At 66.6% G+C, this 25,702-nt stretch carries 24 protein-coding genes and 1 riboswitch; of the genes, 3 read left to right on the forward strand and 21 right to left on the reverse strand.

Annotated elements, in window-relative coordinates; all coding sequences use genetic code 11:
• Positions 1-107: 107 nt before the first annotated feature.
• From dapC to MicroSTF_RS05410, 5 genes are read right to left on the reverse strand one after another with little or no spacing between them, the layout of a single operon-like run.
• Positions 108-1,220, reverse strand: a complete 1,113-nt coding sequence (gene dapC / locus MicroSTF_RS05390; protein WP_021199611.1) for a succinyldiaminopimelate transaminase — start codon at positions 1,218-1,220, stop codon at positions 108-110.
• 9 nt (positions 1,221-1,229) lie between these two features.
• Positions 1,230-1,550: a ferredoxin gene (gene fdxA, locus MicroSTF_RS05395; protein WP_021199610.1), complete on the reverse strand. Its 321-nt coding sequence runs from the start codon at positions 1,548-1,550 to the stop codon at positions 1,230-1,232.
• A 9-nt stretch (positions 1,551-1,559) separates the two neighbouring features.
• Positions 1,560-1,970 carry a histidinol dehydrogenase gene (locus MicroSTF_RS05400; RefSeq protein WP_322954119.1) on the reverse strand — a complete coding sequence of 137 codons (411 nt, stop codon included), beginning with the start codon at positions 1,968-1,970 and terminating at the stop codon, positions 1,560-1,562.
• Between the two features lie 50 nt (positions 1,971-2,020).
• Positions 2,021-2,335 (reverse strand): AzlD domain-containing protein, encoded by a 315-nt coding sequence (locus MicroSTF_RS05405; RefSeq protein ID WP_021199608.1) that lies wholly within the window; start codon positions 2,333-2,335, stop codon positions 2,021-2,023.
• Positions 2,332-3,054, reverse strand: coding sequence for an AzlC family ABC transporter permease (locus tag MicroSTF_RS05410; RefSeq protein ID WP_021199607.1), 723 nt, complete (start codon positions 3,052-3,054; stop codon positions 2,332-2,334). Before MicroSTF_RS05410 ends, MicroSTF_RS05405 begins: the two co-directional genes overlap by 4 nt.
• A gap of 104 nt (positions 3,055-3,158) precedes the next feature.
• Here MicroSTF_RS05410 and MicroSTF_RS05415 point away from each other — a divergent pair, with 104 nt between their 5' ends.
• The gene (locus MicroSTF_RS05415; protein ID WP_322954122.1) at positions 3,159-3,707 is read left to right on the forward strand and encodes an XRE family transcriptional regulator; all 549 of its coding nucleotides are present in this window, start codon (positions 3,159-3,161) and stop codon (positions 3,705-3,707) included.
• A 3-nt stretch (positions 3,708-3,710) separates the two neighbouring features.
• Here MicroSTF_RS05415 and MicroSTF_RS05420 read toward each other — a convergent pair whose 3' ends face one another.
• From MicroSTF_RS05420 to typA, 4 genes are all read right to left on the reverse strand, one after another.
• Entirely contained in the window at positions 3,711-5,336 is a 1,626-nt protein-coding gene (locus tag MicroSTF_RS05420; RefSeq protein ID WP_136025135.1) for an MFS transporter, read from the reverse strand.
• Positions 5,333-6,373 (reverse strand): glutaminase A, encoded by a 1,041-nt coding sequence (glsA, locus tag MicroSTF_RS05425; protein ID WP_029260344.1) that lies wholly within the window; start codon positions 6,371-6,373, stop codon positions 5,333-5,335. The genes MicroSTF_RS05420 and glsA overlap by 4 nt, the downstream gene beginning before the upstream one ends.
• Positions 6,374-6,471: 98 nt before the next feature.
• Positions 6,472-7,368 (reverse strand): hypothetical protein, encoded by an 897-nt coding sequence (locus tag MicroSTF_RS05430; protein WP_029260345.1) that lies wholly within the window; start codon positions 7,366-7,368, stop codon positions 6,472-6,474.
• A 195-nt stretch (positions 7,369-7,563) separates the two neighbouring features.
• Entirely contained in the window at positions 7,564-9,477 is a 1,914-nt protein-coding gene (gene typA, locus MicroSTF_RS05435) for a translational GTPase TypA (RefSeq protein WP_029260346.1), read from the reverse strand.
• 102 nt (positions 9,478-9,579) lie between these two features.
• Here typA and MicroSTF_RS05440 point away from each other — a divergent pair, with 102 nt between their 5' ends.
• Both MicroSTF_RS05440 and MicroSTF_RS05445 read left to right on the forward strand, forming a co-directional pair.
• A complete protein-coding gene (locus MicroSTF_RS05440; protein WP_322954127.1) occupies positions 9,580-10,386 on the forward strand; it encodes a type II CAAX endopeptidase family protein in 807 nt (268 codons plus the stop codon).
• 326 nt (positions 10,387-10,712) lie between these two features.
• On the forward strand, positions 10,713-10,964 hold the full coding sequence (locus tag MicroSTF_RS05445) for a hypothetical protein (protein WP_205817037.1): 252 nt from the start codon (positions 10,713-10,715) through the stop codon (positions 10,962-10,964).
• A 173-nt stretch (positions 10,965-11,137) separates the two neighbouring features.
• Here MicroSTF_RS05445 and MicroSTF_RS05450 read toward each other — a convergent pair whose 3' ends face one another.
• From MicroSTF_RS05450 to MicroSTF_RS05505, 12 genes are all read right to left on the reverse strand, one after another.
• Positions 11,138-11,701 (reverse strand): PH domain-containing protein, encoded by a 564-nt coding sequence (locus tag MicroSTF_RS05450; RefSeq protein ID WP_029266710.1) that lies wholly within the window; start codon positions 11,699-11,701, stop codon positions 11,138-11,140.
• Between the two features lie 2 nt (positions 11,702-11,703).
• The gene (locus MicroSTF_RS05455) at positions 11,704-13,377 is read right to left on the reverse strand and encodes a dipeptide ABC transporter ATP-binding protein (protein WP_297554856.1); all 1,674 of its coding nucleotides are present in this window, start codon (positions 13,375-13,377) and stop codon (positions 11,704-11,706) included.
• Complete coding sequence (locus tag MicroSTF_RS05460) at positions 13,374-14,315, reverse strand: ABC transporter permease (protein ID WP_029266706.1); 942 nt, start codon at positions 14,313-14,315, stop codon at positions 13,374-13,376. The genes MicroSTF_RS05455 and MicroSTF_RS05460 overlap by 4 nt, the downstream gene beginning before the upstream one ends.
• Positions 14,308-15,234, reverse strand: a complete 927-nt coding sequence (locus MicroSTF_RS05465) for an ABC transporter permease (RefSeq protein ID WP_029266704.1) — start codon at positions 15,232-15,234, stop codon at positions 14,308-14,310. Before MicroSTF_RS05465 ends, MicroSTF_RS05460 begins: the two co-directional genes overlap by 8 nt.
• 101 nt (positions 15,235-15,335) lie before the next feature.
• Positions 15,336-16,970: a peptide ABC transporter substrate-binding protein gene (locus tag MicroSTF_RS05470; RefSeq protein ID WP_136025414.1), complete on the reverse strand. Its 1,635-nt coding sequence runs from the start codon at positions 16,968-16,970 to the stop codon at positions 15,336-15,338.
• 217 nt (positions 16,971-17,187) lie between these two features.
• On the reverse strand, positions 17,188-20,124 hold the full coding sequence (gcvP, locus tag MicroSTF_RS05475; protein ID WP_315069309.1) for an aminomethyl-transferring glycine dehydrogenase: 2,937 nt from the start codon (positions 20,122-20,124) through the stop codon (positions 17,188-17,190).
• Positions 20,102-20,479, reverse strand: a complete 378-nt coding sequence (gene gcvH / locus MicroSTF_RS05480; protein WP_021199592.1) for a glycine cleavage system protein GcvH — start codon at positions 20,477-20,479, stop codon at positions 20,102-20,104. The genes gcvP and gcvH overlap by 23 nt, the downstream gene beginning before the upstream one ends.
• Positions 20,476-21,600 carry a glycine cleavage system aminomethyltransferase GcvT gene (gene gcvT / locus MicroSTF_RS05485; protein WP_322954135.1) on the reverse strand — a complete coding sequence of 375 codons (1,125 nt, stop codon included), beginning with the start codon at positions 21,598-21,600 and terminating at the stop codon, positions 20,476-20,478. Before gcvT ends, gcvH begins: the two co-directional genes overlap by 4 nt.
• A gap of 154 nt (positions 21,601-21,754) precedes the next feature.
• Positions 21,755-21,849, reverse strand: a riboswitch (glycine riboswitch).
• Between the two features lie 144 nt (positions 21,850-21,993).
• A complete protein-coding gene (locus MicroSTF_RS05490; protein WP_051667994.1) occupies positions 21,994-22,869 on the reverse strand; it encodes an ABC transporter ATP-binding protein in 876 nt (291 codons plus the stop codon).
• On the reverse strand, positions 22,866-23,717 hold the full coding sequence (locus MicroSTF_RS05495; RefSeq protein WP_021199589.1) for an ABC transporter ATP-binding protein: 852 nt from the start codon (positions 23,715-23,717) through the stop codon (positions 22,866-22,868). The genes MicroSTF_RS05490 and MicroSTF_RS05495 overlap by 4 nt, the downstream gene beginning before the upstream one ends.
• Entirely contained in the window at positions 23,714-24,691 is a 978-nt protein-coding gene (locus MicroSTF_RS05500; protein WP_021199588.1) for an ABC transporter permease, read from the reverse strand. Before MicroSTF_RS05500 ends, MicroSTF_RS05495 begins: the two co-directional genes overlap by 4 nt.
• Positions 24,684-25,679 carry an ABC transporter permease gene (locus MicroSTF_RS05505; protein ID WP_021199587.1) on the reverse strand — a complete coding sequence of 332 codons (996 nt, stop codon included), beginning with the start codon at positions 25,677-25,679 and terminating at the stop codon, positions 24,684-24,686. Before MicroSTF_RS05505 ends, MicroSTF_RS05500 begins: the two co-directional genes overlap by 8 nt.
• Positions 25,680-25,702 lie beyond the last annotated feature (23 nt).

The raw sequence follows: 25,702 nt of genomic DNA on the forward strand, positions 1-25,702 counted from the left end.
GCGCTGAAGCGCCAGGTCGGGTCACGACCGAATCGCCTTTACAGCCTAGTAGTCGCGCAGGCCTACTGTGACATCCGCCAAAGGGAAGCCCATTTCAGGGAGAGAACCTATATATCGCCGTCAGAGAGTCGGCGCGCCGCCTCTCTGACGTGCGCGGTCGGCGCCGTGAGCGCCAGCCGGACGTGCTCCCCGGAGTCGGCGCCGTAGAAGGGCCCGGGACCGGCGAGGATGCCGAGAGCGGCGAGTCGCTCCATCGACTCCCAGGCATCGCGCCCCTCCGTCACCCAGAGATAGAGTCCTGCTTCGGAGCCGTCGATGCGGAAGCCCGCCGCCTCCAGAGCAGGACGCAGGGCGTCGCGCCTGACGCGGTAGAGCTCCTTCTGCTCCGCCACGTGTTCGTCGTCGCCGAGGGCGACCGCCATCGCGTGCTGCACCGGCGCCGGCGGCATGAGACCGAGGTGCTTGCGCGCTGTGAGAAGCTCGCCGACGATGCGTGCGCATCCGGCCACGAAGGCTGCGCGGTACCCGGCGAGGTTCGATTGCTTGCTCAAGGAGTACACGCTGAGCAGGTTCGCTCGACTCCCGTCCGTCACCCGCGGGTCGAGGATGGAGGGGATCGGCTCGGTCGCCCACTCGCCGTCCCAGCCGAGTTCCGCGTAGCATTCATCGCTCGCGAGCACGGCACCGAGTTCACGGGCACGACGCACGGCGGCGGCGAGTTCGCTCACGGTCCAGGTGCGCCCGTCCGGATTGCCCGGGGTGTTGATCCAGATGAGCTTCGTACCCTCCGGCCACTCCTCCGGATCATCCGCGGGCAGCGGCGTCGCCCCCACGACGCGGGCGCCCACCTCATAGGTCGGGTAGGCCACGCGGGGGTGGACGACGATGTCGCCGTCGCCGAGACCGAGCAGGGTCGGCAGCAGTGCGACGAGCTCCTTCGAGCCGATCGTGGGAAGAACGTTGTCGACACGGAGGTCGGGCACCCCCCGGCGTCGCGCGTACCACTCGACGATGGCTTCGCGCAGGCTCGGCGTTCCGACCGTCTGCGGGTAGGCATGGGCGTCCGTGGCTTCCGCCAGTGCGCGCCGGATGATCTCGGGAGTCGGGTCGACGGGAGAACCGACCGAGAGGTCGATCAGACCGTCCGGATGCCGCGCGGCACGCTCACGGAACGGGATGACGGCATCCCACGGGTAGTCGGCGAGGTCGCGGACGCTCACGGAATGCGCCTACTCGCCCTGCGGCGGGAGAGCGGCGATGATCGGGTGGTCGAACGCGTACACGCCGACCTTGGCTGCACCTCCGGGCGACCCGATCTCGTCGAAGAACTCGACGTTGGCCTTGTAGTAGTCCTGCCACTCGTCGGGAAGGTCGTCTTCGTAGTAGATGGCTTCGACCGGGCACACCGGCTCGCAGGCACCGCAGTCGACGCACTCGTCAGGGTGGATGTAGAGCGAGCGTTCGCCCTCGTAGATGCAGTCAACGGGGCACTCGTCGATGCAGGCGCGATCCTTGACATCGACGCACGGGAGGGCGATCACATACGTCACCCCCTCAGTCTACGACTCGCGGGGCTCGGGTTCCTGCGCGGCTGGCCCCTCGGTGCGAACGGGAAGACGCCGAACGGACGGCCACGCGACGACCAGCAGCACGATTCCGGCGACCAGATAGGTCCAGATCTGTCCGGCGAACGAGGCCGGGACCACGACGGACCCTCCGGGCCCTTCGCCGGAGATCAGCACCAGCATGCCGATCATCCCGAGACCGGCGGCCACGGCCGCGCCCCTGTCGTGGGTCAGAGCGCGGACGGCGATGAGGATGGCCGCGCAGGCGATGGCGGCCACGATCATGCCGATCGGGATCGGGCCCCACATCACACTGTGGCTGATGGCGCCGGCGATGCCGTAGACACCGCCCACGAGGGCGGCAGCGATCCATGACAACACTCTCGACATCCAGCTCACGCGCACCTGTCGATCTTACCGACGAGGCCCCGCCGAACAGGCGGAGGGGCGCAGCATCAGCCGGCGAGGCCGAACAGGCGCAGCAGGGCGGCGACCAGCGCGGCCGCCACGACGACCACGAGGAACGACTGCCGCAACCACAGGAGCCCACCGGCGACCAGCAGTGCGGGCACACGTGCATCCACGATGATCGCCTGCCCATCGCCGAGGGTCTGGACGGCCACGAGGGCGGCCAGCAGCGCGACCGTCAGAAGATCCGAGATGCGGGCCGTGCGTGGCGCCTCGAGCACCCGGGGAGGAACGAGGTAGCCGGCGGCCTTCAGCGCCAGACAGATCAACGCTGCGAGGAGGATCGCGCTCCACAGGCTCATGAGCTCACCTCCGACCCCGCACCCGACGATGGGCGGCCCGGCGCGGTCGGACGCCCCATCCAGTTGAACCAGCCGACCGCGATAGCGACGACCGCGGCGACGAGCACGGGCAGGCCGGGCATCAGGAACGGAGTGAGGGCCGCGGCGACGACCGCCGCGGCGATGCCGACCGCGATGGCCTGGCGCTGCTGGAGACGAGGCCAGAGCAGGGCCAGAAAGGCGGCGGCTGCCGCCGCATCCAGCCCCCATGTCCGAGGATCTCCGAGCACATCCCCCACCAGCGCTCCGATGAGGGTGGTGATGTTCCAGCCGACGAAGATGCCGATCCCGGTCACCCAGAAGCCGACCTGTCGCAGCCGTGGGTCGCCCTGCGATATCGCCACCGCCGTCGACTCGTCGATCGTGAAATGGGCGGCCGCCGCCTTACGGACGGGACCTCCCCCGACGATCGGTGACATCCGCATGCCGTAGGCGACGTTGCGGACGCCGAGGAGTGCCGCCGAAGCGACCGCCGATGGCAGGGCCGCAAGCCCCCCGGCCGTGAAGACGCCCACGAAGGCGAACTGCGATCCGCCCGTGAACATCAGCAGACTCAGCACACAGGTCTGCCAGACGTCGAGGCCCGATGCCACGGCGAGCGCACCGAACGAGACACCGTACGCACTGGTCGCGATGACGACCCCGAGCGCTTCGCGCCAGACCTCACGCTCCGCGGTCATCAGGCATCCCGCGCATTGTCGTTCGCTTCGCTGAACACATGATCATAATTCTGAACAGTCGAGATCGGATAGTCAAGCGAACGAACGTTTGACATGATGAACACATGGAGGAACTTCGCACACGTATCGCCCGCACCCTGCGCCGGGAGCGAGAGACCGCAGGCCTGTCGGTCTCCGAGCTCGCTCGACGCGCCGGCATCTCCAAGGCGACCGTCTCCCAGCTCGAGAGCGGCGCCGGCAACCCCAGCGTCGAGACGCTGTGGGCTCTCGGCGTCGCGCTGGGCGTGCCCTTCGCCGTGCTGGTCGATCAGCAGGCGAACGCACCGACGCTCATCCGCGCCGACGATCTCGCCGGCGTCCCCTCCTCCGCCGCGGCGTACAGTGCGACACTGCTGTCGGCGAGCCCGCCGGGAGCCCGCCGTGACGTCTACCTGATCCAGGCCGAGCCCGGCGATGCCCGCCGTTCCGATCCTCATCACCCCGGGACGATCGAGCACGTGATCCTGATGGCCGGGCAGGCGCGGATCGGCCCGGCGGGTGAACCGGTGCTGCTGAACCCCGGCGACTATCTCACGTACCCCGGCGATGCCCCGCACATCTTCGAGGCGACCGCATCGGGAACCAGCGCCGTGCTCGTATCCGAGCTCCGCTGACCGTCATTCCGGACCGGCGGCCGGAGACGGGTCGGGGATCTCGTGCGGCCGGTATTGCGGCAGCCGCGAGGCCGGGAGGATCGCCAGCGCGCTGACCCCCGCCAGCAGCAGCAGGCCGAGCTTGAGCGTGCCGAGACGCGATTCCTCGTTCACTACGACCGCCGCGTCGATCTGCGCGGGCGTCGCGTCGGTCGCTTCGAGCGCGACGCGCAGGTCGTCGTTGCTGATGAAGTTGAGATTGTCCATGTCGACCTGGGCGACGAGCGACGGGGGCAGCTCGGGGTGCTCGACCACGGCACGACCGACACTGAGTCCGAGGAGCGACACCAGAAGTGCGCCCGCCAGCGCGGTGCCGACCGCCGATGCGAGGTTCTGGGTGGTGCCGCGCAGCGACCCGACGTCACCGGCGAGCTCGGCGGGGGCCGCGGTCACGAGCACGTTGAACACCAGCGTGACGAGCGCGCCCTGACCGATGCCGAACACGATGAGCCCGACGATGGTCGGGATCGTCTCCCAGTTGTTGTTCACGACGAACGACAACCACACCAGGGCGACCGTGGTGAGGATGAACCCCACGACACCGATCGTGCGTGGAGGGAAGCGCCGGTACAGTCGCACCACCAGGGTGGCCGTCACGAAGACGGTGAGGTTGAACGGCATCATCGCCATGGAGGTGTCGAACGGCGTACGGCCCTGCACGATCTGGATGTAGAGCGGGATCGTGAAGTTCACGCACGCCTCCAGCGCGACCACGATGAACATGGCGTACACGGCGGCCCGCTCCCGCGAAGAGCCGAGGACGCTCAGGTCGATCAGGGGCACCTTCCCCTCCGCCATCCGCTTCCTCGTCCACAGGAAGAACGCCTGGCCGAGCACGAGGCCGACGACGATGAACACGGGAGCGGGCGAGAGGCCGAGGATGTTGAAGGGAGCGTCGGTCGTCGCCGCCACGGCACCCCAGGAGTTCAGGTTGTTGAAACCCAGCGTCAGCAGCACGATCGCCGCTCCGATCAGCAGCGACGCCACGAGGTCGATGCGGATCGAGGCGTCACCGCGATCACCGCGCAGGGTGAAGCTCAGCGCGAAGACCACCACGGCGATCCCCAGAACGATGAAGAACATCGGGCGCCAGCCGACCAGCGTTCCCAGGGTGCCGCCGATGAGGAAGGCACTCACCCCCGAGATCGCGCGGGCCGAACCGATCGCGCCGATGGCGGTCGCCTGCTGCGGTCCGCGGTAGTTCTCGGCGATGAGTGCGACGATCGACGGCACGATGATCGCCGCGGCTGCTCCCGCGACCGCCTGGCCGGCGATCGCCCACCACACGGTGGGAGCGAAGATCATCATGACCGAGGAGCCTGCGAACAGCGCGATCACGATCCGGAAGATGACGACCCAGCCGATCCGCTGGCCGAGTTTCGCTCCGGTCATCACGAGGGCGGCCACCGCGAGGCCGTACATGACGATGGTGGTGCTCGCGACCGTGGGCGGAACACCGAATTCGCTCACCATGCCGCCGAGCGAGATCGGCAGCGCCGCCACGTTGAACGACATCAGCACCTGAGCGAGGAACAGGCTGACCATCGGCAGCCACGAGGTCTTGGTCGGGCTCTGCACCGGCTGGATCATGAGTGCTCCTGCGGTGCGGCCGAGGGTGCGGGTGGATCTCTGCGCGCCGGGGCGGAGGCGAACAGGTTCAACCCCAGGACGCGCGACAGATAGCCGATCGCCATCTGCGATCGGATCGAGTTTCCGGCCTCGTCGAGCCGTGGCGAGAAGCCGGCCACCGCGCCCTTCCCGGGGGCGACCGCGACGACGCCTCCGGAGACGCCGGACTTCGCCGGGAGCCCGATCTCGAACAGCCAGTCGCCGGAGCGTTCGTACAGCCCTGTCGACGCGACCACGGCCAGGGTGTCTCGGCACACCTCTTCCGAGACGACCCGCTCACCGCTGACGGGGTTGACTCCCCCGTCGGCGAGCGTCGCCCCCATCACCGCCAGATCGTGAGCCGTCACGGCCAGAGCACACTGACGCGTATATACGTCGACCACCTCATCGGGATCCCCCTCGAGCCGACCGTAGCTGCGCAGCAGACGCCCCAGCGCGCGATTGCGATCGTTCGTCTGCGCTTCCGAGGCGTACACGACGCCGTCCAGGCTCAGCGGTCGCCCGGCGAAGGCGGAGAGCCCTTCCCGCACGCGCTCCCACTGCTCGACGGCTGTCCGACCCGGCATGAGCGCGGTCGTCGCGATGGCACCCGCGTTGACCATCGGATTCATCGGGTGCCCATCGTTGAGCTCGACCGCCATCACGGAGTTGAACGCGAGTCCGGTGTTGTTCACGCCGACGATGTCGCGCACACGTTCGTGGCCGTGCTCCTGGATCGCCAGTGCGTAGACGAACATCTTCGAGATCGACTGGATGGAGAACGGGTGCAGGGCATCGCCGGCGTCGTGCCGCCCGCCGCCGACATCGATCACCACCAGCCCGAACAGTTCCGGATCCACCTCCGCGAGCACGGGGATGTAGTCGGCGACGCCGCCCGAGTGCTCGCCCGCGTAGCGGGAGTGCGCCTCGCGTAGGAGCTCCTCGACGCGATCCCATCCCGGCAGGATGCCGGTGGACACCTCCTGCGGAACGCCGCGCCACGCCGTCGGGTCGAGCACTTCTCCTCCTCGGATCCGTGACGCCCCCAGCCGTCAGAGTCACCGTAGCGCTCGACGGCCGCCTTCGGCTAGAGAATCCTCGGCGGGATGACCCGGGATCAGTACCAGTTCATGGCCTGGGAATGCGACCACGCACTGCACGGCGTTCCGTACACCGACGAGATGTATCCGAGACCCCAGGCGACCTGGGTGGCGGCGTTCGTCTGCCAGTCGGAGCCCGCGGACGACATCTTGCTGCCGGGAAGGGCCTGCGGGATGCCGGTGGCGCCGCTCGGGTTGTACGCCTGGTAGTTCCAACGGGACTCCTTGTTCCACAGCGAGTTCAGGCAGGAGAACTGATCGCCGCCCCATCCGTAGGTGCTCGACATGATCTGCTGCGCGGCTGCCTTGGCGCCTTCCGGAGTGTTGGCTGCGGCCAGAGCAGCTGCGGCCTGCTGTTCCGCCGCGGCCTGCGCAGCGGCCTGCTCCGCCGCGACCCTGGCTGCCTCCTCCTCGGCCTGCTTCTGCTGCGCAGCGGTGAGCGCGCTCCGAAGCTCGTCGGTATCGGAGACGACGTTCGCCGTCTCCTCTTCGACCTCGTCGGCGAGGACCCCCACCAGGAGCACCGGCGTCACGTCGATGTCGTCGAGTTTGTCGATGTCCTTCTGCAGGTCGGTGGTGTCGACGGACGTCACCGCGCCGACGTCGAGCCCGGACGCGACGACCTCGGATTCCAGCGTGGATGCCGCCGTCGCGGCATCCTTCGCCTTCGCCAGCGTGGCGGCCGCATCCTCGGTGATCTGCGCGAGGGGTTCTGCACCGGCCAGCGCGGGGGCGGTGACGGCCACCGCGGGGTTGATGGCTCCGACCGCCGGCGCGGACGCGAGGCCGACGCTGAGGGTGATGCCGACCAGGGTGGCGGAGGCGAGGCCGAGGAGGGTCATGGGGCGGTGGGCGGCGGAACGGGCGGACGCCGCCGCAGAGGCGCGCCGAAGCGCACGGGTCTTCTGAAGCATGGGTTCGACTTTCGGGTGGTCGTACGCCCTTGCAGGAGACTCATCGGGAGCTCGTCCCAGGCGCAAGTCATCCACTCTGAACCACGAACCTGAGCGAAAACCATCCCTCACCTGGGATTTACATGAGAAGAGGGCCTCGTGCACGCCTTTCGGCGGCACGAGGCCCTCTCACTCGGAGCTTCGCCGAGTGTGGTCTCAGACGTTCGCGTCCTGACGCTTCAGACGAGCGGTCTCCCGCGCGCGGGTGTTCGCGTCGAGGTTCACCTTGCGGATGCGGACGACCTCGGGGGTCACCTCGACGCACTCGTCGTCGCGGGCGAACTCGAGGCTCTCCTCCAGCGTCAGCTGGCGCGGAGGCGTCATCGACTCGAAGGTGTCGGAGCTCGCCGCACGCATGTTGGTGAGCTTCTTCTCCTTGGTGATGTTCACGTCCATGTCGTCGGCGCGGGAGTTCTCGCCGATGACCATTCCCTCGTAGACCTCCTGCGTGGGCTGCACGAAGAACGACATGCGCTCCTGCAGGGCGATCATCGCGAACGGGGTGACGACGCCCTGGCGGTCGGCGACGATGGAGCCGTTCTGACGCGTCGTGATGGAACCGGCCCACGGCTCGTACCCGTGCGAGATCGCGTTCGCGATTCCGGTACCACGCGTGGTGGTGAGGAACTCGCTACGGAAGCCGATGAGGCCGCGCGACGGGACGATGAACTCCATGCGCACCCAGCCGGTGCCGTGGTTGGTCATGTTCTCCATGCGACCCTTGCGGTTCGCGAGCAGCTGGGTGATCGCCCCGAGGTGCTCCTCCGGAGTGTCGATCGTGAGGTGCTCGAACGGCTCGTAGGTCTTGCCGTCGATCTTCTTTGTGACCACCTGCGGCTTGCCGACGGTGAGCTCGAAACCTTCGCGACGCATGTTCTCGACGAGGATGGCGAGGGCCAGCTCTCCACGGCCCTGCACCTCCCACGCATCCGGACGCCCGATGTCGACGACCTTGAGCGAGACGTTTCCGATGAGCTCCTTGTCGAGACGGTCCTTGACCATGCGAGCAGTGAGCTTGTGCCCCTTGACCTTGCCCATGAGGGGCGAGGTGTTGGTGCCGATCGTCATCGAGATGGCGGGGTCGTCGACCGTGATGGCCGGCAGCGGGCGCACGTCCTCGGGGTCGGCGATGGTCTCGCCGATCGTGATGTTCTCGAAGCCGGCGATGGCGACGATGTCGCCGGGACCGGCGGAATCGGCGGGGTAGCGCTCGAGCGCGCGGGTCTTCAGGAGCTCGGTGATACGCGCGTTCTGGTGCGTGCCGTCGGAACGGACCCAGGCCACGGTCTGGCCCTTCTTCAGCGTGCCGTTGAAGACGCGCAGCAGCGCCAGACGGCCGAGGAAGGGGCTGGAGTCGAGGTTCGTGACCCAGGCCTGCAGCGGGTGCTCGTCGTCGTACTCCGGAGCGGGAACGTGCTCGAGGATCGCCTCGAACAGCGGCTCGAGGTCGTCGTTGTCCGGCAGCGAGCCGTCGGCGGGACGGTTCTGCGATGCCGCACCGGCACGACCGGAGGCGTAGACCACCGGCACGTCGAGGAGCGCGTCGACATCGAGGTCGGGCACATCGTCGACCAGGTCGGAGGCGAGACCCAGCAGCAGGTCGTGCGCCTCTTCCTCGACCTCCGCGATGCGGGCGTCCGGACGGTCGGTCTTGTTGACCAGCAGGATGACGGGGAGCTTCGCCTCGAGCGCCTTGCGCAGCACGAAGCGGGTCTGCGGCAGCGGACCCTCGCTCGCGTCGACCAGCAGCACGACACCGTCGACCATGGACAGGCCGCGCTCGACCTCGCCACCGAAGTCGGCGTGACCGGGGGTGTCGATCACGTTGATCGTGATCTCCTTGCCCTGGGCGTGCTTGCCCTTGTATGTGATCGCCGTGTTCTTGGCGAGGATCGTGATGCCCTTCTCACGTTCCAGGTCGTTCGAATCCATGGCGCGCTCATCGACGTGGGCGTGTTCGCCGAAGGAGCCCGTCTGACGCAGCATGGCGTCGACGAGAGTGGTCTTGCCGTGGTCGACGTGCGCGACGATCGCGACGTTGCGGAGGTCAGAACGGAGGGCGTGCGCCATGCAGGTGTCCTAAAAGATGTGGGGTTTCGCCGGGAAGCCGACGTTCCAGGATAACGCAAGCTCAGGGCTTGTTCCTGAAAAGCAGGTCGTAGCATCGAGATCGTGACCCGACCGCAGGCTCCGTGGGACCTCCCCGACCTCTCCCCCGCACCCTCCCGCGCGCGACTGTGGTGGGAGATCGCCATCGTCCTGGCGCTGGGCCTCGGCCAGTCCGCGGTCTACGCGATCGTTCAGCTCGCGTACCGCCTCACGGACGATGTGCCGATCGCCGATCAGGTGGCGAAGCTCAATCCCTCGCGGAGCGACAGGGAGATCTTCGACCTGATCTACCAGGTGCTCGCCATCGGATTCTCGCTCGTCCCCGTGCTGCTGGTGTGCTTCCTGCTGTGGCAGTCCCGCCGCCCGCATCTGGCGCGACTGGGTCTGGACGGCACCGGGATCGCGAAGGATGTCGGACGTGGGGTGCTCCTCGTCCTGGCCATCGGAGTCCCCGGACTCGGCCTCTACCTCGCCGGCCGCGCCCTCGGGCTCACGGTCGCGATCGACCCCGCAGGGGTGGGCGCTTTCTGGTGGACCGTTCCCGTCTTGCTGCTGGCCGCCGCCCGAGCCTCCCTACAGGAGGAGTTCGTCGTGCTCGGCTATCTCTTCACCCGGCTCCGGCAGCTCGGGTGGAGTCCGTGGGCGATCATCATCTCCACGTCGATCCTCCGCGCGAGCTATCACCTCTACCAGGGATACCCCGCCTTCATCGGGAATCTGGTGATGGGGCTGCTCTTCGGCTGGCTGTACCAGCGCACGGGCCGACTGATGCCGTTCCTCGTGGCGCACTTCGTGATCGACGCCGCCGCGTTCGTCGGGTATCCGTGGGCGGCGTCGATGTGGCCGGAGTTGTTCGGGTTGCCGGGCTGAGTGTTGGACCGGTGGGATGCCGCTCTCGGCATCCCACCGGTTGACGGCGGCCCTCTCCGGGTGCCATCCGGTCAGTTCAGATCCAGGATCAGCGATACCACGCAGCGATGGTCTCGATTGTGGTTCCGATTCGCGAAACCACGCGGACGACCTCGCCGTCTGACTGCTTGTAGTACACCTTGTTCGCCGTCCACGTCTGACACTTTCCCTTCGCGACGACGAGCCACGGAGTGGTATCGCCGGCCGCATTGCCACCCGAATTCCTGGTGTAGGGCGCGACAGTAATACTCGTCGCGGGGCCACTCGTATAGCAGATCCTGTAAGTGGTGATCTTCACACTATTGGCAGCGTGGTTGGAGAAGTTCGCCGTCACGGTGATCTTGGAGTTGTCCGGAAGCGCGGGCGTAGACGCGAAAGTGTTCGTCAAAGTCGATGAAGTCTTCGTCCCGATGGTCGTCGTGGCCAAGGCGGCCGCACTGGCAGAACTGGCGCCGCCCAATGCCAACGCCAACGCGGATGCGCCTGCGACAAGACCGAGTACGAACTTTCTTTGCTTCATTGCAAAATCCCCCTTTTGATCGATGTCTCTCAGGGGTATCAATTCTGTCGAAGCGAGTCAACGGAATCGGGCGCCGATGGACTTGTTACCGATTGAACCCACCCATATCGCCGACTACCTGTGAACGGTTCGCACGAAAGGGAAGTCCACGATGGCGGAAAGGCACCCTCGAACGGCAGGCGCGTATGCCCTTCAGCCGACGTTGACGACGACGATCGCCCCGACCGCCCAGACCACGATGACGGCGAATGCGATGATCGCCGGGACGTCCCAGGTGCGACGGATCGACGTGTGCGCGGGCGGTGCCGCATCCCAGAGATCACGAATGTCCGTGAGAGCGCGGAGGCCAGCCGGAGCCTTGGGTTCGACCTCATCGCCTCGTGCCGGACGCGGCGGCCGTGCACGAGCAGGGCCGCCGTAGCACGTCAGCTCGCGTCCGTCGTCGAGCGAGAACTGGAGCTGCCAGCGAAGATCGATGTCGCGCACATTGGCCCAACCGAAGCAGGTCCGCCGCAGCATGTTCTGCACCACGACCCCCTCGGATTCCACCCGGACCGAGGAGACGTAGCTCAACTCGTACACGATCCACAGTGCGAGCAGCACCCAAGGCGCGAGGAGCAGCATCTGCGCCCAACTCCCCCGGACGACGGCGTCGCCGAGAAGGAAGAGCGCGAGTAGCGTGCTCGGGATCAGGATGACCAGTCCCGAGGACGCGCGATATGTGCGCGCGCCCTCGGGATGCAGCGGTTCGGTCACCGTCAGCGACCGCCGAGAGGGATCGACGCCCCGGGGATCGCCTTGAGCAGGCGGTCGGTGTACTCCTGCTGCGGGTTGGCAAAGATCTCGTCGACGGTCCCCTGCTCGACGATCTTTCCGCTCTCCATCACACAGACGAGGTCGCTCGACACGCGGACGACGGCGAGGTCGTGCGTGATGAACAAGTACGTCAGGTCGAGCTCCGATTGGAGATCGGCCAGGAGCTTCAGCACCTGATCCTGAACGAGCACGTCGAGAGCGGAGACGGCCTCGTCGAGTACGACGATGTCCGGCTTCAACGCGAGCGCCCGTGCGATCGCGACACGCTGCCGCTGACCGCCCGAGAGCTCGTTCGGATACCGCGTCGCGAGCGCGCGCGGAAGCGCCACCTGATCGAGGAGCTCCTCGACGCGTTCACGGTGGGACGCCCGGTCTCCCACACCGTGGATCTGCAGCGGTTCCGCGATCGTGTTGCCGATGTTGCGCAGTGGGTCGAGCGAACCATACGGATCCTGGAAGACCGGCTGCATCCGGCGGCGCAGGCCGAAGGACTGGGCGGTCGACAGACCGGAGACGTCCTGCCCATCGATCTCGATGGTGCCGCTCGTCGGATCCTCGAGCTTCAAGACCATCTTCGCGACCGTGGATTTCCCCGAGCCCGACTCACCGACCAGAGCGAGCGTCTTGCCCTTCGGGATCTCGAACGACACATCGTCCACCGCGCGGAACGCTTCGCTGCGGAAGTTCCCCTGGCGGATCTTGTAGTCCTTCGTGAGACCCGCGACACGGACCGCCGGCGGAATGTCGGCGAGGTCCTCGAGGGTTTCGATGCCCCGGTCCTCGACAACCGCCTGAATCCGCTGCGAGGCCACGCTGGGAGCCGCAGCGACGAGCCGCTTCGTGTACGGATGCTGCGGATTCTCGAGGATCTGCCTGCTCGGGCCAGCCTCGACGATGCTCCCGCCGCTCATGACGATGATCTTCTCCGCACGTTCGGCCGCAAGACCGAGGTCGTGGGTGATCAGCAGCACGGAGGTGCCCTTGTCGCGGGTGAGCGAGGCCATGTGATCGAGGATCACGCGCTGCACCGTCACGTCGAGAGCCGAGGTAGGCTCGTCGGCGATCAGCAGCTTGGGGTCGGCCGCGAGTCCGATACCGATGAGAGCACGCTGGCGCATGCCTCCCGAGAACTGATGCGGGTACTGGTGGAGACGGCGCTCTGCATCTGCGAGACCGGCCTGCTTCAAGACCTCCACCGTGCGATCGTTGGCCGCCTGGCGCCCCTTCGCGATGCCGTTCGCACGGACCGCCTCCTTCACCTGGAAGCCGATGCTCCAGACGGGGTTGAGGTTCGACATCGGATCCTGCGGAACGAAGCCGACGTCACGTCCACGGACCTGCTCCATCTCACGACGGCTGAGCTTGGTGAGCTCGCGACCTTCGAGAGTGATCGACCCGTGGGTGATCGTGCCGGTCCCGGGGAGCAGATCGACGATGGCAGTCGCCGTCGTCGACTTGCCCGAGCCGGATTCCCCGACGATCGCCACGGTCTCGCCGGGGAAGATATCGAAGCTGACGCCGTGGAGCACTTCGCGCAGACCCTCTTGAGTACGGAACGCGACCTTGAGGTCGCGAACGCTCAGAAGAGGAACCAGATCGGAGATCACGTCTCTCATCGACGGGCCCTCGCCTTCGGGTCGAGGGCGTCTCGAGTGAGTTCGCCCAGAGTCACGAACGCGAGCACGGCGAGCGTGAGCGCGATCGACGGATAGATGAGTGCCATCGGCGCGACGCGAAGCGCAGCTTGCGCCTGGCTGATGTCGTTGCCCCAGGACATGACGCTGCTGCCGAGGCCGACACCGAGGAAGGACAGTGTGGCCTCTGCGACGATGGCAGCAGCAAGTCCGAGAGTCGAGACGACGAGCAGCGGGGCGATCGCGTTCGGGATGACGTGATTGAGCAGCGTGCGGAACTTGGACTGGCCCAGCGATCGCGAGGCCATCACGAAGTCTGCCTGACGCACGCGGAGGATCTCCGCGCGGACGACACGTGCGGTCGACGCCCAGGCGAAACCACCGATCGCGAACGCGAGCGTCCACACCGAGCGGGAGTCCGAGAACACCGTCATCACCACGACAGCCGCGAGAATGTACGGGATAGCGAAGAAGATGTCGCCGATACGGGAGAGCAGCGCGTCCAACCAACCACCGTAGAAGCCGGCGAGAGCGCCCATGACGAGGCCGACAAACGACGCGATGATCGTCGCGATGAGACCCACCGCGAGGGAGGTCTGCGCACCCCAGATGATGCGCGAATAGATGTCGCATCCCTGGAAGGTGTAACCGAGCGGATGCCCCGGGGCAGGACCCTCGTTGCTGTACATGAGGTCGCAACTACGGGGGTCGACGTTCGTAAAGAGCGACGGCCATGCGGCGACGACGATGAACAGTGTGGCGAGGACGACCGAGAACCAGAACAACGGTCGACGACGCAGATCCCGCCAGGCGTCGCGCCACAGGTTGCTGGGCTTCTCCGCGATGCGGACGGCATCGACGGTGATCGACTCGGTCTCGACCGGAGCGACGTAGTGCTGTGGAGTCGTGGGGTCAGACATAGCGGATCCTCGGGTCGAGCAGACCATAGAGCAGGTCGACGAGCAGGTTCACCAGGACGTAGAGGATGACGAAAACCGTCACGAACGAGACCACGGTGGGCCCCTCTCCCCTCTGCACAGCCTGGAAGAGAGTGTTACCGACGCCAGGCACGTTGAAGATGCCTTCGGTGACGGTCGCGCCGACGAGCAGCACGCCGAAATTGGTAGCGGAGTTCGTGATCACGGGGATGAGCGAGTTGCGCAGCACGTGCACGGGGATAACTCGACCGCGCGACAGACCCTTGCTGTAGGCCGTGCGCACCCAGTCCTGGTTCAGCGTCTCGATCACGGAACCGCGCATGAGGCGCATACTCACCGCGAAGAGGCTGAATCCGAGAACGAGGGCAGGCAGCCAGAGTCCGCCCCAGTCGTTGTCCGCACCGACGGTCGGTTTGAACCATCCCCACTGAATCGCGAGGAAGTACTGAGCGAGGAAGCAGAGGACGAAGATCGGGATGGCGATCGCGACCAGAGCGACGACAAGGGCGATGTTGTCGAAAGCCTTGCCCTTGCGCAATCCGGAGATCGTTCCGACGATGATCGCGAGCGTGAACTCGATTCCGATCGCCATGATCGCCAGGCGGCCGGTCACGGGAAGGGTGTCGGCGAGCACATCGGCGACCGAACGTCCGGAGAACGTCGTGCCAAGGTCTCCGGTCAGAACACCGGTGATGTAGTACCAGTACTGCACGATGAACGGGTCGTTCAGGTGGTACTGCTCACGGAGCGCCTCGACGAGGGCAGGGTTCGGCGTGCGATCACCGAACAGGGCGAGGATGGGGTCTCCCGGCATCGCGAAGACCAGGAAGTAGATGAGCAGGGTGGCCCCGAAGAACACGGGGATCACCTGCAGGAGACGTCTGAGGATGTAGCTGAGCATCCGCGGTTCCTTCTTGAGAACGGCAAACAGGCAGAACGAGAACAGCCCTGTGAGGCGGTGACGTTGCCGTCACCGCCTCACAGGGATCAGTTCAGTCCGACCTACTTGGCGGCCTTCGTGATCTCGTAGTACAGCGGCACCGAGTTCCAGCCGAACGTGACGTTGTCGACGTTCTCGCTGAATCCACCGGTGACGTTCGAGTACCACAGCGGGATCGCGGGAAGGTCGTTGAACAGAACCTCCTGCGCCTTGGTGAAGTCCTCGATCTGCGCTGCCGAGTCGGGGTTGCTGATGCCGGCGGCGATCAGCTTGTCGAACTCGGGGTTCGAGTAGTCGCCGTCGTTGGATCCGGCGTTCGTGGCGTAGAGCGGGCCCAGGAAGTTGTACAGACCCGGGTAGTCCGCCTGCCAACCCGAACGGGCTGCCGTCTTGATCGAGCGGTTGTTGACCTCTTCACGGATGACCGCGAACGTCGGGTACGGAGCGCCAGAGGCGTCGATGCCGAGGGTGTTCTTGATCTGGTTGGTCACCGCGTCGACCCACTCCTGGTGTCCACCGTCGGAGTTGTAGGCGATCTGGAAGGTGCCCTCCCACGGCGAGATCTTGTCGGCCTCGGCCCACAGTTCCTTCGCCTTCTCGGCGTTGAACTTGAGGACCTCGTTGCCGGGAACGCTGTCGGACCAGCCGTCGATGACCGGCGACGTGAAGTCGACAGCCGGGGTACGGGTTCCGGAGAAGATCTTCTCGGTGACCTGCTCGCGGTCGATCGCCATGGAGATCGCCTGACGACGCAGAATGCCCTCTTCACCGGAGAAGTGCGGGAGGAACTGGCCGATCGTGAACGACTGGAACACAGCCGACGGCTGGTTCACCGCGCGGTCACCCAGCTCATCCTGGAAGGTCGGCAGGGATGCTGCCGGGATCGCGTCGATGACGTCGACCTCTCCGCCGAGCAGATCGGCGTATGCAGCCTCCTGCGTCGCGTAGAAGTTGATGGTGAGGCCGCCGTTGGCAGCCTTGCGTCCACCGTCGTAGTCGTCGTTGCGGACGAGGTCGATCTGCACGTCGTGCTGCCAGGCGTTGTCGCCGTCGAGCTTGTAGGGTCCGTTGCCGATCGGGTTCTCACCGAAGGCGGCCATGTCCTCGAAAGCGACGTCGGGCAGCGGGTAGAAAGCCGAGTAGCCCAGGCGCAGAGCAAAGTCAGACGCAGGCTTGTTCAGCGCGATGGTGAAGGTGTAGTCATCCACCTGCTGCAGGCCGGTGAGCTCGGAGTCCTCGTCGTAGCTGAAGCCCTCGATGTCCTCGAAGAAATAGCTGGAGAGGTGCTTGTTCGAGGCCTTCGCACCCTCGTTCCACGCCTTGATGAAGTTGTCTGCAGTGACCTCTTCACCGTCGGTGAAGGTCTCGCCCTTCTTGAGCTTGACGGTGAGGTGCTGGGGGTCCTCGGTGGTGATCTCCTCAGCCACGTCGTTGACCGGCTTGCCGTCGGCGTCGTAGTAGATGAGCCCAGCGAAGATCTCGTCGAGGATCTTTCCGCCACCGACCTCGTTGGTGTTGGTCGGGATGAGCGGGTTCTCCGGCTCGGATCCGTTCGTCGTGATGATAGCGTCCGCGTCGACGTTGCCGCCGGCGTCGCCCTTCGAGTCGTTTCCGCCACCGCTGGCGCAGCCCGCCAGCGCCAGCGCGCCGATCACGAACAACGCGGTGCCCGCAAGGGCGATCTTGTTGCGCTTCACTTTGTGTCCTCCTGTGGACATTCGGGGTTCTGCGTGCGCATCGTCGAGCACGCAGGGATACCTGAGAGTAACCCGCGCCTCTGTCGCAGCCGCCCTCAGCTAACGAACTGTTACTGAGTGGTGACCATCTGTAACACCGGGGAAACACCACGAAACAGAAGACGGTGCCGCGCTCCACACGGAAGCGCGACACCGTCTGCTCGGATGAGCACGAGGCTCAGGCGAAGGCCTCCACGGGCGGGCAGGCGCACACCAGGTTGCGGTCGCCGTAGGCCTGGTCGATGCGGCGCACGGGCGGCCAGTACTTTCCGGTGACCAGCGCATGCACCGGGTAGGCGGCGTCCTCGCGCGAGTACGCGTGGTTCCACTCCCCCGCGATGAGCGAGACCGCGGTGTGCGGCGCGTGCACCAGCGGGTTGTCATCGGCCGGCCAGCGACCGGCAGCGACGGCCTCCGCTTCGGCCTTGATCATGATCATCGCTTCGATGAAGCGCTCGATCTCGTCGAGGTCCTCCGACTCCGTCGGCTCGACCATCAGGGTTCCCGCGACGGGGAACGACATGGTCGGCGCGTGGAAGCCGTAGTCGATGAGGCGCTTGGCGACGTCGTCGACCGTGATGCCGGTCGCTTCCTTGAGCGGACGCAGATCGAGGATGCACTCGTGCGCCACCCGACCGTTCTCGCCGGTGTACAGCACCGGGAAGTGGCTGCCGAGGCGCTCCGCGATGTAGTTCGCCGAGAGCACGGCCGCTGCCGTGGCGCGACGCAGCCCGTCGGCGCCCATCATGCGCACGTACGCCCACGAGATCGGCAGGATACCCGCGGACCCGTAGGGAGCTGCGGAGATCACACCGCCCTCGAACGTGAACCCGCCGAAGTGCTCCGCGCTCTGCGCGAGGGGGTGCGAAGGCAGGAACGGTGCGAGGTGCGACTTCGCCGCGACCGGCCCGATGCCGGGGCCGCCGCCGCCGTGCGGGATCGCGAACGTCTTGTGCAGGTTGAGATGCGAGACGTCGCCGCCCAGGTCACCGAAGCGCGCATAGCCGAGCAGGGCGTTGAGGTTGGCGCCGTCGACGTACACCTGCCCACCGGCGTCGTGCACGGCGGCCGTGATCTCCACGACCTGCTCCTCGTACACACCGTGCGTGGAGGGGTAGGTGATCATCAGGGCCGACAACTCGTCGGCGTGCTGGGCGATCTTCGCGCGCAGGTCGTCGAGATCGACGTTGCCGAGTTCGTCCGTCGCGACGACGACGACCTTCATGCCGGCGAGCACGGCCGAAGCCGCATTCGTGCCGTGTGCCGACGACGGGATGAGGCAGACCGTGCGATGCGTGTCGCCGTTCGCGTGGTGGTACCCGCGGATGGCGAGGAGACCAGCCAGCTCGCCCTGCGAGCCGGCGTTCGGCTGCAACGAGACCGCGTCGTAGCCGGTGACCTCGGCGAGCCAGCCCTCGAGCTGACCGATGAGCTCGAGGTAGCCCTGCACATCGGCGGCCGGAGCGAACGGGTGGATGCCCGCGAACTCGGGCCACGTGATGGCGGCCATCTCGGTCGCGGCGTTGAGCTTCATGGTGCACGACCCCAAGGGGATCATGCCGCGATCGAGCGCGTAGTCGCGGTCGGAGAGGCTCTTCAGATACCGCATCATGGCGGTCTCCGAGCGATGCGAGTGGAAGACCGGGTGCGTGAGGTACTCGTCCTGACGCCGCAAGTCGTTCGGGAGCGCCCGCAGCTTGTCGTTGCCGAAGAGACCGAACGCCCGCTCGTTCTTGCCGCCGAAGACCATGGCGACCTGGTGCAGCTCGCCGAGAGTCGTGGTCTCGTCGACCGCGATGCCGACCGTGTCGGCGTCGGCGACGTGCAGCAGGATGCCGTAGCCGTCGTGCGCCTGCGCGGCGTACTCGGCCGCCCGACCGGGAACACGCACCTGCACGGTGTCGAAGAACTCCGCGTGCACGACTTCGGCACCGGAATCGACCAGCCAGTCACGCAACAGGGCGGCCTTCGCGGTCGTCTGGGTCGCGATCTCGCGCAGCCCGTCTGGGCCGTGGTACACCGCGTACATCGATGCCATGACGGCCAGCAGCACCTGGGCGGTGCAGATGTTCGACGTCGCCTTCTCGCGACGGATGTGCTGTTCGCGCGTCTGCAGCGAGAGCCGGTACGCGGGCTTGCCGTCGGCATCCACCGACACTCCCACGAGTCGACCGGGCAGCTGACGCTCGAGGCCGGAGCGGACCGCCATGTAGCCGGCGTGCGGCCCGCCGAAGCCCATCGGCACGCCGAAGCGCTGGGTCGTGCCGACCGCCACGTCGGCGCCGAGGGATCCGGGCGAGGCGATCAGGGTGAGTGCGAGCAGATCCGCCGCCGCGACGGCGAGAGCACCGGAGAGGTGCGCGGCGTCGAAGACGGCGGACGGGTCCCAGACCCGTCCGGATGCCCCGGGGTACTGGACGAACACACCGAACAGGTCGGCCGGCAGCTCCTCGCCAGCGGCGAAATCGACCGTGACGATCTCGATGCCCAGGGCCTCAGCACGCGTGTCGAGCATCGCCCTCGTCTGCGGGAGGGCATCGGCGTCGACCGCGAACACGGTCGACGCCGACTTCGAGGCACGACGGGCGAGCAGCATCGCCTCGACGACCGCGGTCGACTCGTCGAGCATCGACGCGTTGGCCGTGGTCAGCCCGGTGAGCTCGGCGACCATCGTCTGGAAGTTGATGAGCGCCTCCAGACGCCCCTGGGAGATCTCCGGCTGGTACGGCGTGTACGCCGTGTACCAGGAGGGGTTCTCCAGCACGTTGCGCTGGATCACCTGCGGCGTGATGGTGCCGTAGTATCCCAAGCCGATCATCGGGCGGTTCACGGTGTTGCGCGACGCGAGCGTCCGGAGCTCGGCGAGAGCCTCGGTCTCGCTCGCCGCGGACGGGATGAGCGAGGGCGCATCCGTGGCCTCGGCAGACGGACCGGTGTAGATCGACGCCGGCACGGCCTGGCGCATGAGCGCCTCTACCGGACTCAGCGCAGAGTCGGCTGCGGTGGTGTCGAGACCGAGGGCGGCGAGCATCGTGCGCTGCGCGGCATCCGTGGGTCCGATGTGACGATCGGCGAAAGTGACCACTGGAGAATCAGCCCTCCGTGAGAGCGACATAGGCGTCGCGGTCGAGCAGACCGTCGAGAGCACCGGCGGCGACGGTGACCTTGAGCAGCCATCCGCCCTCGAACGGCGCCGCGTTGACGAGCGACGGGTCATCCACCGCTGCGTCGTTGATCTCGACGACCGTGCCCGAGACGGGAGCATAGAGCTCGCCGACCGACTTCGTCGATTCGATCTCGCCGACGACCGCTCCTGCGGTGACCTCGGTGCCGACTGCGGGGAGCTCGACGAACACGACGTCGCCCAGCTTCTCGGCGGCGTAGTCGGTGATCCCGATGGTCACGGTGTCGCCGTCAGCGGCGATCCACTCGTGCTCTTCGGTGTAGTGGAGTGCGGCGAGATCGGTCATTTGGTCCTCCGGTAGAAAGGCAGGGCGGTCACGGTCGCGGGGATTCTGGTTCCCCGCACATCAAGGAATACTGCGGTTCCCTCTTCCGCGGAAGACGGGGTCACGTAGGCCATCGCGATCGGATGACCGAGCGTGGGGCTGAGCGCGCCGCTCGTGATCTCACCGAGCACCGACCGGTGTTCGTCGACCACGGCGTAGCCGGCGCGACCGGCGCGCTTGCCCTCGGCGACGAGTCCGACCAGGACCGGCGCTTCCGATGCGTCGGCCGACTCCGCAGCGGCGGAGAGAGCGGCCTTGCCGACGAACTGCTTCTTCGCGCTCACGACGACCCGACCAAGGCCCGCCTGCGCCGGCCGGGTGTCGAGGCTCAGCTCGTGGCCGTACAGGGGCATACCCGCCTCGAGCCGCAGGGTGTCGCGCGCGGCGAGTCCGGCGGGGACGAGGCCGTGCGGTGCGCCCGCGGCGAGGAGCGCATCCCAGAGCGACGCGGCGCGGTCGGCGGCGACCAGAAGCTCGAAGCCGTCCTCGCCGGTGTAACCGGTGCGCGCGAGGAGGACGGGCACGCCGTCGTAGTTCGCGGACGCCCAGGCGTAGTACTTCTGCTCGGTCCAGGGAATGCTGACGTCGGTGATGCCCGGGGTCTCGGCGAGGATGGCCTCGGCGTTCGGTCCCTGCACGGCGATGAGTGCATAGTCGTCGGAGACGTCCTGCACCACGACGTCGAAGCCGTCGGTGCGATCGCGAAGAGCAGCGGAGACGGCGTCGCGGTTGCCCGCGTTGGAGATGATGAGGAAGTCGTCGCCCTCGAGGCGATAGACGATCACGTCGTCGATGATCCCGCCGGACTCGGCGAGCAGGAGCGAGTACTTCGCCTTCCCGACGGCCAGCGCCGAGAGGCGGCCGGCCAGGGCGTTGTCGAGGAAATCGGCGGACCCGCTGCCCTGGACCGTGAACTCGGCCATGTGCGAGATGTCGAAGATGCCCGCGCTCTGGCGCACGGCGTGGTGTTCGGCGAGGTCGGAGGTGTACCGCACCGGCATCTGCCAGCCGCCGAAGTCGGTGAACGATGCGCCGAGCGCCTCATGGCGTGCGCGCAGCGGGGTGTAGCGGGGGTCGGACATGGAGTTCTCCCGGGCTGTGTCGGGCGGAACGGCGGCATCGTCGTTCCTCGGAACTCCCCCTCTGTCATGGGCCTGAGAGCTTCACCCGTGCACGGAGGCGGGGCTTTCACCGTCGGCGGATCCGCAGAGTCGCCGGATCGCTTTTCAGAGTGGCCGGAACCGCGCGGTACGCGTACCTGAGAGATTGGCGGGGAGGCTTGCTCCTTCGGTGCCCGGCTGCGTTCGCCGGGGCTCTCCCGCGTGGTTCATTCGGCCTGTCTTCAATTGTGGGTCCAGTCTAGCCGGTCGGATCCTCGGTGCCGGATTCTCCGGAAGCGCGTTCGAATCGCGCGATTGGTCCGTTCGGGGGTCGGACGCGACCATTCACGCGATTCGAAGGCGGAGCGCCGGCCGTCAGCGGGTGATGCCGAGTTCGGCCCGCACCTCGTCGCGCAGGCGGCCGAGGTTGTCGGGTTCTGGTGCGGCACCGAGGAGCGTCCTGGTGTATTCGTGCTGCGGGTTGAGGATGACCTCGTCCGCGGGGCCGCGCTCGACGACGTCACCCTTGTAGAGCACCATGATCTCATCCGAGAAGTGCCTCGCCGTGGCCAGGTCGTGTGTGATGTACAGCACACCCAGGTTCTCCTCGCGCTGCAGATCTGCGAGAAGGTTCAACACCCCCAGCCGGATCGACACGTCCAGCATCGAGACCGGCTCGTCGGCGACGATGAACCGGGCGCCCGGGGCGAGAGCCCGCGCGATCGCGACACGCTGTCGCTGCCCGCCCGAGAGCTCGTGCGGGCGCCGCTCCGCGAAACTCTCCCCTGGGGTCAGACGCACCCGCTCCAGCAACTCCACCGCGCGCTCCCGCACCTGCGCCCGCGACAGCTCCGGGTGGTGCAGACGGATCGGCCGCTCCAGATGATGAACGATCGTGTGGAACGGGTTCAACGACGCGAACGGGTCCTGGAACACCATCTGCACGTCCGCGCGGTACCGCTCCAACGCGCGCCCCCGAGCCCCGGACGCCTTCCCGTCCAACAGGATCTCGCCGCTGGTGGGCGTCTCCAGCTTCATCAGCATCCGGGCGATCGTCGACTTCCCCGACCCCGACTCCCCCACCAGGGCGACCGTCTTGCCCGCCTCGATGGTGAACGACACGTCCTTCACCGCATGGAGGATGCTGGTCTTGAATCCCGACCGCAGGTGGAAATCCTTCACCAGATTCCGCGCCTCCAACGTCGCCACCTGCGGCACGGCCGCGGTGGAGCTCGTGATGCTCGTGGTCATCGGACGCCCTCCTGGCTCACACCGGTGCGGACGAAGTCGCCCCGCTCGCCCTTGAGCGACGGGAAGCTCGACAGCAACCGCTTCGTGTACTCGTGCTGCGGAGTCCGGTAGATCTCCTCCGCCGTTCCCTCCTCGACGATCTGCCCCTGCAACATGATCGCGATCCGATCACTGATCTCGATCAGCATCGGCAGATCATGCGTGATGAAGATCACCGCGAATCCGAGCTTCTCCCGCAGCCGCATGATCTCCCGGATGATGCCCCGCTGCACGACCACGTCCAGCGCCGTGGTCGGCTCGTCCATGATCATCACCTGCGGATCGAGAGCCAGAGCCATCGCGATCATCATGCGCTGCCGCATGCCACCCGACAGCTCATGCGGGAAACTCGACAGGCGGTTGGGGTCCACGCCGACGAGCGTCAGCAGTTCCTCCGCCCGCGCGGTCTTCGCCTTCTTGCTCATCCCGGGCCGGTGCGTGTCGAAGATGTCGAAGATCTGTGCCTTGACACTGATCACCGGGTTCAACGAGTTCATCGCCCCCTGGAACACCATCGAGATCTTGTCCCACCGGAACGCGCGCAGACCCTCGCCGTCCAGTCCCACGATGTCGATGTCATGACCATCCCGGTCATGGAACACGATCTCCCCGCCCGTCATCAGAGCCGGAGCCTTGAGCAGACGGTTCATGCCGTAGGCCAGGGTCGTCTTCCCGCAGCCCGACTCCCCTGCCAACCCCAGGATCTCGCCCCGGTTCAACGTCAGCGACACATCCCGCACGGCCTTCACCGGCGGATCCACCTCATACTCGATCGACACGTTCCGCGCCGTCAGGACCGGCTCGCTCATGCGGTGACTCCCTTGGTCTTGGCGGCCTTGCGCACACGCCGCGCGGCTTCGGGCGCATTGCGCAGCTTCGGATTGATGACCTCGTCGATCGCGAAGTTGATGAGCGACAGGCCGGCGCCGAGAATCGCGATCATGAGCCCCGGAGGGACGAACCACCACCAGGCTCCGCGTCCGAGGGCCTGCCCCGACTGCGCGTCGTTGAGGATCGATCCCCACGTGATCGAGGAGTTGGGGCCGAGACCGAGGTAGGACAGGCCGGCCTCTCCGAGGATCGCGAAGATGATCGCGAAGAGGAACTGGGCCGTGAGCAGCGGCAGGAGATTGGGCATGATCTCGACCAGGATCACGCGGAACGACCGCTCCCCTGCGACCTTCGACGCATAGACGTAGTCACGCGTACGGAGCGATCGTGTCTGGAGCCGGAGCACATATGCCGCCCCGGCCCAGGAGGTGATGCCGAGCACGAACGCGACGAGCTGCCAACTGCGCTGCGGCACGAACGAGGCTATGACCATCACCAGCGGAAGCCCGGGGATCACGATCATCACGTTCGTGAGGAGTGCGAGACCGTCTTCGCGCCAGCCGCCCAGATATCCGGCCAGAACGCCGAAGAACAACGACAGCACGATCGCGATGCCGCCGGCGGTCACACCGATGAGCAGGGACCCCTGAGCGCCGATCGCCAGTTGCGCGAACATGTCGTTGCCGAGCTTGGTGGTGCCGAGCCAGTGTTCCGCGGAGGGCGGCTGGAGCGCAGGGTTCGCCGTGCTGCGCGGGTCCTGCGAGAAGATCGGCGCGATGATCGCGAACAGCACGATGGCCGCGACCAGGATCACGCCGACGATGAACTTCGGCGAAGTGCTGGGAAGGATGCGACGACGCTTGCGCCCCTGCTGCGTGGCGAGCGAGACCGTGCTGGCCGGGGCGGTGACGGGTGGCTCCTGCGTCAGGAGCGGGTTCTTCGTGTCAGACATTCTGGCGAGCCCTCGGGTCGATGAAGCCATAGACGAGGTCCATGATGAAGTTGGCGGCGAGCACCGTCAGGGTGATGACGAGGAACAGTCCCTGCATCAGCGCGTAGTCGTTGTTGGTCACGGCCTGGAACATCAGCTTGCCGATTCCGGGGTAGGTGAACACCTGCTCCATCACGATCGAGCCGGCGACCACGAAACCGAGCGTGATCGAGAAGCCCGCGATCGAGGGGATCGCCGCATTGCGGGCCGCGTAGGTGGTGAGCACGCGACGGGGCCGGAGACCCTTCGCCTCCGCCGTCAGCACGTAGTCCTCGGCGAGCGTGGAGACCATCATGTTGCGCATGCCGAACATCCACCCGCCGACCGAGCTGATCACGATCGTGATAGCGGGCAGGATCGCGTGCGCGACGGCGTCGGTGAAGAACGCCCAGGTCGGCTCGGGGCCGTCCGGGTAGTCGAAGACGTCGTACCCGCCGAAGATCGGGAACCAGCCGAGACCGACCGCGAACACCGAGACGAGGATCAGCGCCAACCAGAAGTACGGGATCGACTGGAGCACAGTCGTGACGGGGATCAGGTGGTCGACCCAGGTGCCTCGCTTCCATCCGGCCCAGGCGCCGAGCACGACGCCGAGGACGAAGGAGATGACGGTCGCGGTGCCGACCAGGACGAGCGTCCAGGGAAGCGCACCGGCGATGAGCTCCGTCACCGGAGTGGGGAACTTGGTGACCGATACTCCGAGATCGCCCTGGAACATGCGTCCCCAGTAGGACAGATACTGCTCCCAGAGAGAGGAATCGTCGCCGCCGAGCAGGAGCTTGATGTTGCGGATGGCGGTCTCGGAGACCTCACCGCCTGCTCGCTGCATCTTGGCGATCATGATGTCGGCCGGGTTCCCCGGCATGAGCCGGGGAAGAAGGAAGTTGATGGAGATCGCGGCCCAGAGCGTGAACGCGTAGAACCCGATTCTTCGTGCATAGAACTTCATGTCACTGTTTTCCTGACTTCCCT

This window comes from Microbacterium sp. STF-2, from assembly GCF_034650155.1.
GTDB classification, from domain to species: domain Bacteria; phylum Actinomycetota; class Actinomycetes; order Actinomycetales; family Microbacteriaceae; genus Microbacterium; species Microbacterium maritypicum_A.

What these genes read in the sequence shown, in the direction of transcription:
- MicroSTF_RS05495 (WP_021199589.1), bottom strand. Translation starts at nt 23,717, where the DNA reads ATGAGCGAGCCGGTCCTGACGGCGCGGAACGTGTCGATCGAGTATGAG.
- MicroSTF_RS05430 (WP_029260345.1), bottom strand. Translation starts at nt 7,368, where the DNA reads ATGCTTCAGAAGACCCGTGCGCTTCGGCGCGCCTCTGCGGCGGCGTCC.
- MicroSTF_RS05455 (WP_297554856.1), bottom strand. Translation starts at nt 13,377, where the DNA reads ATGAGAGACGTGATCTCCGATCTGGTTCCTCTTCTGAGCGTTCGCGAC.
- gcvP (WP_315069309.1), bottom strand. Translation starts at nt 20,124, where the DNA reads ATGTCGCTCTCACGGAGGGCTGATTCTCCAGTGGTCACTTTCGCCGAT.
- MicroSTF_RS05505 (WP_021199587.1), bottom strand. Translation starts at nt 25,679, where the DNA reads ATGAAGTTCTATGCACGAAGAATCGGGTTCTACGCGTTCACGCTCTGG.
- MicroSTF_RS05405 (WP_021199608.1), bottom strand. Translation starts at nt 2,335, where the DNA reads ATGAGCCTGTGGAGCGCGATCCTCCTCGCAGCGTTGATCTGTCTGGCG.
- typA (WP_029260346.1), bottom strand. Translation starts at nt 9,477, where the DNA reads ATGGCGCACGCCCTCCGTTCTGACCTCCGCAACGTCGCGATCGTCGCG.
- gcvH (WP_021199592.1), bottom strand. Translation starts at nt 20,479, where the DNA reads ATGACCGATCTCGCCGCACTCCACTACACCGAAGAGCACGAGTGGATC.
- MicroSTF_RS05460 (WP_029266706.1), bottom strand. Translation starts at nt 14,315, where the DNA reads ATGTCTGACCCCACGACTCCACAGCACTACGTCGCTCCGGTCGAGACC.
- MicroSTF_RS05410 (WP_021199607.1), bottom strand. Translation starts at nt 3,054, where the DNA reads ATGACCGCGGAGCGTGAGGTCTGGCGCGAAGCGCTCGGGGTCGTCATC.
- MicroSTF_RS05465 (WP_029266704.1), bottom strand. Translation starts at nt 15,234, where the DNA reads ATGCTCAGCTACATCCTCAGACGTCTCCTGCAGGTGATCCCCGTGTTC.
- MicroSTF_RS05500 (WP_021199588.1), bottom strand. Translation starts at nt 24,691, where the DNA reads ATGTCTGACACGAAGAACCCGCTCCTGACGCAGGAGCCACCCGTCACC.
- MicroSTF_RS05490 (WP_051667994.1), bottom strand. Translation starts at nt 22,869, where the DNA reads ATGACCACGAGCATCACGAGCTCCACCGCGGCCGTGCCGCAGGTGGCG.
- MicroSTF_RS05415 (WP_322954122.1), top strand. Translation starts at nt 3,159, where the DNA reads ATGGAGGAACTTCGCACACGTATCGCCCGCACCCTGCGCCGGGAGCGA.
- MicroSTF_RS05420 (WP_136025135.1), bottom strand. Translation starts at nt 5,336, where the DNA reads ATGATCCAGCCGGTGCAGAGCCCGACCAAGACCTCGTGGCTGCCGATG.
- gcvT (WP_322954135.1), bottom strand. Translation starts at nt 21,600, where the DNA reads ATGTCCGACCCCCGCTACACCCCGCTGCGCGCACGCCATGAGGCGCTC.